Genomic DNA, 5,784 nt, shown 5'->3' on the forward strand with positions numbered 1-5,784 from the left:
GTCTTCTTGCCCTTGGCGATGCCGATCTTCATCTTCGCCACGCCCTTGTGGTTGAAGTACAGCACCAGCGGGACCAGCGTCATGCCCTTGCGGGCGGTCTCGTTCCACATGCGGGCCAGTTCGCGCTTGTTGGCCAGCAGTTTGCGGCGGCGGCGGTCCTCGTGGCCGAACATGGCCTGCTCGTAGGGGGCGATGTAGCTGTTGACCAGCCACAGCTCGCCGTTCTCGACCGCGGCGTAGCTTTCGGCGATGTTGGCGCTGTTCAGCCGCAGCGACTTCACCTCGGACCCCATCAGCACGATCCCGACCTCGAGATCGTCCTCGATCGCGTAGTCGAAGCGCGCGCGCCGGTTCTCGGCGATCACCTTGTAGTTCTTGTTCTCGGGTTTGCTGGCCATGCGCCCCAGATAGGCATCGGCCGCGGCGGAGTCCAGAACCCGCGCGCGGGGGCAATTCCTAACGGATGATGAATCCGTCTCTGCAAGCCATTGATTTCGCTAGGGCACCGGCATGTCCCATCGTGGGACACCCGTCTCAGCTGCCCCGGTAGGTCGAATATCCGTAGGGCGACAGCAGCAGCGGCACGTGGTAGTGGGCGTCCGGGTCCGACATCCCGAAGCGGATCGGGACCACGTCCAGGAACAGCGGCTCGGCCGCGTCGAGCCCGACCTTGCGCAGGTAGTCGCCCGCGTGGAAGACCAGCTCGTAGGTGCCGGGGGCGAACTTCTCGGCCGGCAGGATCGGCCCGTCGGTGCGCCCGTCCTCGTTGGTCAGCTTCGACGCCACCTCGGTCCGGGTCTCGCCCTCGATCCGGTAGAGCGTGATCGCCAGCGCCGCCGCCGGGCAGCCCTGCGCGGTGTCCAGGACGTGGGTCGTCAGATATCCGGTCGCCATGATGCTCTCCTGTCCGTTCGCCCGCATCCCACCGCGCCGGGCGCCCGCGCGCAAGGTGCAATCGGCGATTCCGGTCCCCCGCCGATGGGGCTATGCTGCGCGCCGAACCAGACAGGAGCCCCGGATGACCCGCTACCCCCGCGACATGATCGGCCACGGCCCCGACCGCCCCGACCCGCGCTGGCCCGGGGGCGCGAAGATCGCGGTGCAGTTCGTCCTGAACTACGAGGAGGGCGGCGAGAACAGCCTGCTGCACGGCGACGCGGCCTCCGAGGCATTTCTGTCCGACATCCCCGGCGCCGCCCCCTGGCCGGCCGAGCGGCACTGGAACATGGAGTCGATCTACGAATACGGCGCCCGCGCCGGGTTCTGGCGCCTGCACCGCCTGTTCACAGGGCGCGGCATCCCGCTGACGATCTACGGCGTCGCCAGCGCGCTGGCCCGCAGCCCCGAGCAGGTCGAGGCGATGAAGGACGCGGGCTGGGAGATCGCCAGCCACGGCCTGAAATGGATCGAGCATCGCGGCATGCCCGAGGCCGAGGAACGCGCCGCCATCGCCGAGGCGATCCGCCTGCACACCGAGGTCGTGGGTACGCCCCCGCGCGGCTGGTACACCGGCCGCTGCAGCATGAACACCGTGCGCCTGGCCGCCGAGACCGGGCAGTTCGCCTACATCTCGGACACCTACGACGACGACCTGCCCTACTGGGTGCGCATCGACGGCCGTGACCAGCTGATCATCCCCTACACGCTCGAGGCCAACGACATGCGCTTCGCCGGCGCGCCGGGCTGGGTGACGGGCCAGGATTTCGGCCAGTACCTGTGCGACGCCTTCGACGTGTTGCTGGCCGAAGGCGCCGAGGGCCGCCCCGCGATGATGAGCGTCGGCCTGCATTGCCGCCTGATCGGCCGTCCGGGCAAGATCGCCGGGCTGATCCGCTTCCTCGACCACATCGCGGCGCATGACGGCGTCTGGACCCCCACGCGCCTGCAGGTGGCCGAGCACTGGGCCGCGACGCACCCGCCCGCGCACAAGGAACGCCCGTCCGAGATGGACCGCGACACCTTCGTCGCGCGCTTCGGCGGCATCTTCGAGCACTCGCCCTGGGTGGCGGAACGGGCCTTCGAGCTCGAGCTCGGCCCCGCGCATGACCGCCCGGCGGGCCTCGCCAACGCACTGGCGCGCACCTTCCGCACCGCCTCGCCCGAAGAACGGATGGGGGTCCTGCACGCGCACCCTGACTTGGCGGGCAAGCTGGCTGCGGCGAAGCGCCTGACCGCCGAGTCGACTTCGGAACAGGCAAGCGCCGGCCTCGACGCGCTGACCGACGACGAGCGCGCGCGCTTTACTGCGCTCAACGATGCCTATACCGCCAAGCACGGCTTTCCGTTCATCATCGCCGTGCGCGATCACGACAAGGCAGGCATCCTGTCGGCGTTCGAGACGCGCGTGGCCAACGACACGGATACCGAATTCGCCACCGCCTGCGGGCAGGTGGAACGCATTGCCCGGCTACGACTGGAGTCCATCCTGTGATCCATCCCAAGATCGCCCCGACCTACGCCTTCCCGCCCGGCGGCCTGCCCGCCCAGGACGTCGACCCGACCGGCAGCGCCATCTTCACCACCGCCTACGCGGTGCTGCCGGCGAAGACGCAGCGCGACATCGTCACCTCGTTCCTGCCCGGCTGGAGCGGGGCGCGCGCCTGGATCCTGGCCCGGCCGCTGTCGGGCTTCGCCGAGACCTTCGCCCAGCTGGCGGTGGAACTGTCCCCAGGCGGTGGCAGCGCCACGCCCGAGCCTGACCCCGCCGGGCAGGCCGCGATCTTCGTGGCGTCGGGCGCGCTGCGCCTGTCCATCGGCGGCACGCGCCATGACCTCACGCCCGGGCACCTGGCCTACATCCCCGCCGGCGCCCCGTGGCAGATCTGGAACGTCTCGGACGAGCCGGCCGGCTTTCACTGGATCCGCAAGCGGTACGAGCCCATCGGCTCGCTTAACCCGCTCGAACCCTTCGTGCGGCATGAGACGGACGTGCCGAACAACGCGATGCCCGGCGCCGAGGGCCTGTGGGAGACGCAGCGCTTCTTCGACCCGCTCGACATCCGCCACGACTTCCACGTCAACATCGTGAACTTCGCCCCCGGCGGCCGCATCCCCTTCGCAGAGACGCATGTCATGGAGCATGGCCTCTACGTCCTGCAGGGCACCGCGAAGTACCTGCTCAACACCGACTGGGTCGAGGTTGGGCCGGGCGACTTCATGTGGCTGCGCGCCTTCTGCCCGCAGGCCTGCATCGCCACCGGGACCGAGCCGTTCCGCTACCTGCTCTACAAGGACGTGAACCGCCATCCGCGCCTGACGCTGGGCTAGGCGCGGCCCGACACCGGCCAGACAGGAGAGACGATGCAGACGATCCCGCTCCGCCCGCTCGACGCAGAGGCGTTCGCGTCGTTCGGCGACATCCTCGACACGCGCGGCACACCGGACAAGATGATCAACGCGGGCCTCTGCGGTCGTTTCCACGACCGCGCGCGGCTGGATTTCGGCCCCGGTGGCCGCGCCGGCATCAGCCTGTTCGACGCCCAGCCGCGCGCCCTGCCCTACCGGCTGGACCTTCTCGAGCATCACCCCGACGGCAGTCAGGCCTTCATCCCGATGCACGAGCACCCGTGGCTGGTCATCGTCGCCGAGGCGGGCGAGACACCGGGCGCGATCCATGCCTTCCGGGCGGCGCCCGGCCAGGGGGTGAACCTGTTGCGCGGCACGTGGCACGGCGTGCTGACGCCGCTGCACGCGCCGGGCCTGTTCGCGGTGATCGACCGGATCGGGAGTACGCCGAACCTGGTCGAGCATCCGCTGGATGAGCCGGTCACCATCGTCGACGCCTAGCCGCGCGAGCCACCCCACACGGGGCCTTCGGGCGCCCAGTAGGGCCCGGTGCGGCGATGCGGATTGACCGTATCGCGCCAGGACGGCGCAGGCGCAGCCGCGCCTCTCGCCGCTTCGGTCGGAGCCTCGACGCCGTCGCCCAGAACGTGGCCGATGGCGAACAGCCCGGCGGCGGTACCGAAGAACCGCTCCAAAGCCGCCACGCCCGACGCACCCACCGGTGCGGCGACCGAGATCGCGGTGATGAGCATCGTTGCGGAGAGTATTCCGGTGATGAAGCGCCTGGACATGATCGACTCCTTTCCAAGAGTGCGGCGGGCCGGCATCGGCCATGTCTTGGTGATGGACCGGAGCTTCGCGTGCGGGCAATGACGGGCGCCCGCTATCGGATATCGGCCCGCCAATCATGCGCGCGTTATTGAATGTCGGGCGCGGCGGGCGCAGATTGGGTGCATGAAAACCGCCCTCGCCCCCTTGTCTGCATCCCTGGTCATCGCCGCCGGCCTGGCGCTGGTGCCGGGCGCCGCGCAGGCCGATTGCTTCGCCGCCTACAAGGCCAAGCAGGACGATCCGCTGCGGCTGCATTTCGGCGTGCTGAAGCTGGACGGCGACTGCCCGCCCGGCGACGCGGCCGAAGCGGCCACCCGCGCACGGCTGGACGCGGCCGGGTGGACCTTGCTAGACGTGGTCGGCCTGTCCGAGACGGAGCCGGGCGACGACAGGAAGGCCGATGCCGGACAATTCTACCTTCGTTACTGAAACCCGCCGCTCGGGCACCCGGATCGTCGCGGCGGGCATCGCCGCGATCGTCGGGCTGCTGGTCGCGGCCGGGCTGTGGCTGGTCCTGACGCTGCCCGACGCGGGCGCGTTCAACGCGCGGGTCGAGCGCCTGTTCGTCGAGACCGAGGACCTGTCCGGCCCCGCCGAGATCCGCCTGCTGGAAATCCTCGCGCAATCCGGCACGGCGTTCTCGGACGTGCTGTCTGGCTATCGCACGGTGATCTTCGTGCTGCTGGTCTTCGCCGCCGCGATGCTGCTGGCGGCGCTGGTCTTCCTGGTGATGCTGGTCGGGCTGAACCGCCGCATGGCGCAGATCGAACGCTCGGGGATCGAGGTGAACTCGCTGGTCATCGCGCGCGACGAGGGCGTCGTCTACCTCAACACGATGGGCTTCAAGCTGACCGAGTCGCTGATGGAGACGCTGGCCGTGCTGGCCGAGGCGCGGCTGGACGGCGACACGCTGACCGGCGCGCAGATCGAGGCGATGATCTCGGGCCGCCCCGAGGTCGATTGCGACGAGGCGTCGGGCGCCGTGCGGATCAAGCGGTTGCGGGACGGTCTCGGCAACCAGATGGTCAGCGCGCTGCTGGTCAAGAACATCACGCGCAAGGGCTATGTCCTGGCCGTCGACAAGGGCGTGATCGAGGTCATCTGAGCCAGCGCCCGCAGGTTGCAACCCGGCCGCGCCGCTGGCAAAAGCGAAGGCTTCGAGACCCCGCAGATGCCACGGGAGACGCCCATGACCGCGCTGGACCTCCGCCCGAACGCGCCATTCGACCTTGCGCCGCTGTCGGTGATGCTGACCGATCCCGACGACCTGACGCTGATCAACCCCAACGCCAAGCACCCGTTCGATCCGCTCGAATGGCAGGAGAAGTGGCTGGCCGAGCCCGACGACGCGTCGTTCTACATCACCGACGGCGCGGGCCGCGACGTGGGATTCTTCGCGTTGCGCGTGGGCGTCGGCCCCGAGGTGCGCCACCTCACGTACGTCTATCTGGAACCTGACGCCCGCGGCGGTGCCGGCGCGCGCATGGCGGAACTGGTCGAGCAGGCCGCGCGCGGCCTGGGCGCGTTGACCGTCACGCTGAAATGCGAGCTGGACAATCTGCCGGCGCTCAACGCCTACCGCGCCGCAGGCTACGAAGAGCTGTCGCAGCGCGGCGGCATGGCGACGATGCGGCTGGACCTCGATTGAGGATATGCGGTCCAGGATCG

The 5,784-nt window shown here is 69.5% G+C and carries 9 protein-coding genes; 6 read left to right on the forward strand and 3 right to left on the reverse strand.

Annotation, left to right across the window (positions count from 1 at the left end):
• On the reverse strand, nucleotides 1-398 hold a 398-nt coding region (gene smpB / locus ACFDTC_RS17100; protein ID WP_375260086.1), incomplete at its 3' end, for an SsrA-binding protein SmpB.
• Between the two features lie 136 nt (nucleotides 399-534).
• Nucleotides 535-894: a hydroxyisourate hydrolase gene (gene uraH / locus ACFDTC_RS17105; RefSeq protein WP_375260087.1), complete on the reverse strand. Its 360-nt coding sequence runs from the start codon at nucleotides 892-894 to the stop codon at nucleotides 535-537.
• A gap of 124 nt (nucleotides 895-1,018) precedes the next feature.
• Here uraH and puuE point away from each other — a divergent pair, with 124 nt between their 5' ends.
• From puuE to ACFDTC_RS17120, 3 genes are read left to right on the forward strand one after another with little or no spacing between them, the layout of a single operon-like run.
• A complete protein-coding gene (puuE, locus tag ACFDTC_RS17110) occupies nucleotides 1,019-2,431 on the forward strand; it encodes an allantoinase PuuE (RefSeq protein ID WP_375260088.1) in 1,413 nt (470 codons plus the stop codon).
• Nucleotides 2,428-3,267, forward strand: coding sequence for a bifunctional allantoicase/(S)-ureidoglycine aminohydrolase (locus tag ACFDTC_RS17115; protein WP_375260089.1), 840 nt, complete (start codon nucleotides 2,428-2,430; stop codon nucleotides 3,265-3,267). Before puuE ends, ACFDTC_RS17115 begins: the two co-directional genes overlap by 4 nt.
• Before the next feature lie 33 nt (nucleotides 3,268-3,300).
• Nucleotides 3,301-3,786 (forward strand): ureidoglycolate lyase, encoded by a 486-nt coding sequence (locus tag ACFDTC_RS17120; protein ID WP_375260090.1) that lies wholly within the window; start codon nucleotides 3,301-3,303, stop codon nucleotides 3,784-3,786.
• Here ACFDTC_RS17120 and ACFDTC_RS17125 read toward each other — a convergent pair.
• A complete protein-coding gene (locus ACFDTC_RS17125) occupies nucleotides 3,783-4,076 on the reverse strand; it encodes a hypothetical protein (protein ID WP_375260091.1) in 294 nt (97 codons plus the stop codon). The two genes, ACFDTC_RS17120 and ACFDTC_RS17125, sit on opposite strands and share 4 nt — an antisense overlap.
• A gap of 184 nt (nucleotides 4,077-4,260) precedes the next feature.
• Between ACFDTC_RS17125 and ACFDTC_RS17130 the strand changes: the two genes are divergently transcribed.
• The 3 genes from ACFDTC_RS17130 to ACFDTC_RS17140 all read left to right on the forward strand — a co-directional run bounded on the left by ACFDTC_RS17130 (nucleotide 4,261) and on the right by ACFDTC_RS17140 (nucleotide 5,764).
• A complete protein-coding gene (locus ACFDTC_RS17130) occupies nucleotides 4,261-4,545 on the forward strand; it encodes a hypothetical protein (protein WP_375260092.1) in 285 nt (94 codons plus the stop codon).
• Nucleotides 4,517-5,221, forward strand: a complete 705-nt coding sequence (locus tag ACFDTC_RS17135; RefSeq protein WP_375260093.1) for a hypothetical protein — start codon at nucleotides 4,517-4,519, stop codon at nucleotides 5,219-5,221. Before ACFDTC_RS17130 ends, ACFDTC_RS17135 begins: the two co-directional genes overlap by 29 nt.
• A gap of 84 nt (nucleotides 5,222-5,305) precedes the next feature.
• Nucleotides 5,306-5,764: a GNAT family N-acetyltransferase gene (locus tag ACFDTC_RS17140; protein ID WP_375260094.1), complete on the forward strand. Its 459-nt coding sequence runs from the start codon at nucleotides 5,306-5,308 to the stop codon at nucleotides 5,762-5,764.
• The last annotated feature ends 20 nt before the right edge of the window (nucleotides 5,765-5,784 follow it).

Origin of the sequence: Citreimonas sp., assembly GCF_042096055.1 — a bacterium.
GTDB lineage: Bacteria > Pseudomonadota > Alphaproteobacteria > Rhodobacterales > Rhodobacteraceae > Citreimonas.

Excerpts from the sequence above, each read along its gene's own strand:
- uraH (WP_375260087.1), bottom strand. The coding sequence starts at position 894 with ATGGCGACCGGATATCTGACGACCCACGTCCTGGACACCGCGCAGGGC.
- puuE (WP_375260088.1), top strand. The coding sequence starts at position 1,019 with ATGACCCGCTACCCCCGCGACATGATCGGCCACGGCCCCGACCGCCCC.
- ACFDTC_RS17120 (WP_375260090.1), top strand. The coding sequence starts at position 3,301 with ATGCAGACGATCCCGCTCCGCCCGCTCGACGCAGAGGCGTTCGCGTCG.
- ACFDTC_RS17125 (WP_375260091.1), bottom strand. The coding sequence starts at position 4,076 with ATGTCCAGGCGCTTCATCACCGGAATACTCTCCGCAACGATGCTCATC.
- ACFDTC_RS17135 (WP_375260093.1), top strand. The coding sequence starts at position 4,517 with ATGCCGGACAATTCTACCTTCGTTACTGAAACCCGCCGCTCGGGCACC.
- ACFDTC_RS17140 (WP_375260094.1), top strand. The coding sequence starts at position 5,306 with ATGACCGCGCTGGACCTCCGCCCGAACGCGCCATTCGACCTTGCGCCG.